Source organism: Ideonella sp. P3_A4, assembly GCF_056403075.1.
In genome coordinates this window covers 1-1,640 of the sequence record NZ_JBFUGE010000966.1, presented here as the reverse complement: position 1 = coordinate 1,640, position 1,640 = coordinate 1, and the positions used below count along the sequence as shown (strand labels likewise).

1 protein-coding gene and 1 pseudogene are annotated in these 1,640 nt (G+C 65.8%); both read left to right on the top strand.

Annotation, left to right across the window (positions count from 1 at the left end; genetic code table 11):
• Window positions 1-1,332 (top strand): annotated as a pseudogene (locus AC1DYI_RS34940) (bifunctional DNA primase/helicase); the annotation flags it as partial.
• A gap of 11 nt (window positions 1,333-1,343) precedes the next feature.
• Window positions 1,344-1,505: a hypothetical protein gene (locus tag AC1DYI_RS34935; RefSeq protein ID WP_477208686.1), complete on the top strand. Its 162-nt coding sequence runs from the start codon at window positions 1,344-1,346 to the stop codon at window positions 1,503-1,505.
• The last annotated feature ends 135 nt before the right edge of the window (window positions 1,506-1,640 follow it).

Here is a 1,640-nt window from a genome sequence, read left to right as displayed (position 1 = left end):
ATCGACTTCGTGGGCTATGCGAAGGAGCACGGTTGCTACTTGCTGGGCGACGTGGCCGTGCGCGAGGGCAAGCTGGTCGAGATCAACGGCGAGGACTTTTTCGACTTCGGCAAGCTGAGCTTGAAGAGCCTCAGCCACTCGGCCCAGCTATCGATCAACCACGACCTGGCCGACTACCGCGAGACCTGGTTCCCCCTGCTGTGGCGGTGCTTCGGCGCCAAGGGACTGGCGGCGCTGGCGTTCTGGCTGGGCACCCTATTCGCCGAGCAGATCCGCTCGACCCAGAAGAGCTACCCCTTCCTCGAGATCGTGGGCGAGGCCGGCGCGGGCAAGTCGACGCTGATCGAGTTCCTGTGGAAGCTGATGGGCCGCGCTGACTACGAAGGCTTCGACCCCAGCAAGTCGAGCCTGGCTGCCCGCGCGCGCAACTTCGCCCAGGTGGCTAACCTGCCGGTGGTCCTGATCGAGAGCGACCGTGAGAAGCTGGGCAACGACAAGGGCCCGCACGTCAAGAGCTTCGACTGGGACGAGCTGAAGACCGCCTACAACGGCCGCAGCGTGCGCGCCCGTGGCATGGCCACCGGCGGCAACGAGACATACGAGCCGCCTTTCCGCGGCGCCATCGTCATCAGCCAAAACAACGAGGTCAACGCCTCGGAGCCGATCCTGCAGCGGATCGTGCACCTGACGTTCGACCGCAGTGGCCAGACGCCCAAGACGCGCGAGTCGGCCCTGGCGCTCGAACACATGCCGATCACCCAAGTGAGCGGCTTCATCCTGCGCGCCTCGATGCGCGAGGCCGAGATCCTGAAGGTGCTGGCCGAGCGCACGCCGCATCACGAAGCCGAGCTGCTCAAGCGGGCCGGCGTGAAGAGCACCCGCATCGCCAAAAACCATGGCCAGCTCGCCGCACTGGCCGACGCGCTTCGGCTGGTCACACCGATGACGGACGAGCAGCACGAAGCGCTCATCGAGCAGGTGGCGGCCATGGCCGAGCAGCGTCAGCAAGCCATCAACAGCGACCACCCGATCGTCAGCGAGTTCTGGGAGACCTTCGAGTTCCTGGACGAGGGCAACTTCCCGCTGAACCACAGCCGGCGCCCCGATGAAGAGATCGCCGTCAACCTGAACCACTTCATCCAAGGGTGCCGCGAGCGCGGCCAGGCCGCGCCCTCGCTCGCCGACCTGAAGAAGCTGCTTCGCACCAGCAAGCGCTACGCCTTCATCGACAGCCGCGTCGTCAACAGCGGCCTGAAGGCAGACAACCAGCTCAACGCCAGCACCAGCCTGTGGTGCTGGGTCTTCGACCGCAAGGGCGCCAAGCGCTCGTGAAGGGAGGGGCCATGCCCACGCTCAAGACCACCCGCCTGATCCGCTGCCGCTGCGTCTTCGCCGATGGCAGCCGCTGCGAGCTGTTCGTGATCTCCACCGGCTGCTGCGCCGCCGTGTGCGAGCTGATGGAGTCCGGCCTTGAGTTCCGGGGCATCAGTGCATGCCTGGCATGAACGCCGCCGCTGTGCTGAAGCTCATCCCAGTTCGACCGCAAGCGCGCCGCCGCCGGCAACGCGACACCCATTTCGCCACAAACCACAGGAGAGAGACCCACGTGATCGAACAAGAACAACTGGCCGGCGTACCGC

What these genes read in the sequence shown, in the direction of transcription:
- AC1DYI_RS34935 (WP_477208686.1), top strand. Translation starts at nt 1,344, where the DNA reads ATGCCCACGCTCAAGACCACCCGCCTGATCCGCTGCCGCTGCGTCTTC.